This window comes from Kaistella yonginensis (genome assembly GCF_030409525.1).
In the GTDB taxonomy this organism is placed as follows: domain Bacteria; phylum Bacteroidota; class Bacteroidia; order Flavobacteriales; family Weeksellaceae; genus Kaistella; species Kaistella yonginensis.
Genome location: NZ_JAUFQB010000025.1, coordinates 1 through 545, shown reverse-complemented (window position 1 = coordinate 545; position 545 = coordinate 1). Strand labels below are relative to the sequence as shown.

Below are 545 nucleotides of genomic sequence, written 5' to 3'. Positions count from 1 at the left end.
GTGAAGCTTCACATCAAAAGAAGAAGATGGACAGACAAAAATTCTGGAAAAATACTTCAAAGAGATTGGAATCTCATCGCCAAAGGAACTCGCATGACAACAGATTTTGCCGAGTTTTTAAAAAAAATCAGCCGATACTAATGCTCTTCCCTGCAAAACGATTGGTGAACTTTATGGCGTGGATGGTAAAAAATTTCAACGACAATACAAGAAAAGCATCAGCAATTATAGAAATTGGGAGCAAAAGTCTCATGCTGAACATTACGTGCTTTTCCCTGAAAACCTTTCCACAAAACTTTCCTTAGACGAAGTTGCACTGTCTGACGGCGAATTATATTCTGTTCTCACTTCCAAAAAAGCAAAGGGTAAAAAAGGAAGTATTGTAGCCATTATTAAAGGAACAAAATCGGAAATCGTTATTGAACATTTATTTAAAATAAGTAGAAAGGAACGGCTAAAAGTCCAGGAAATCACTTTAGATAGGGCTGGTTCTATGAAATTAATAGCGAAAAGATGTTTTCCTAATGCCGTGCAGGTAATCGATC

Annotated in this window: 2 protein-coding genes; both read left to right on the top strand. The window is 36.5% G+C overall.

Annotated elements, in window-relative coordinates; translation table 11 throughout:
- Positions 1-141 (top strand): ISAon1 family transposase N-terminal region protein (locus QWY78_RS09205; protein WP_435389064.1); only part of this gene is annotated, 141 nt, incomplete at its 5' end.
- A gap of 37 nt (positions 142-178) precedes the next feature.
- Positions 179-545 (top strand): transposase (locus tag QWY78_RS09200; protein WP_290219056.1); only part of this gene is annotated, 367 nt, incomplete at its 3' end.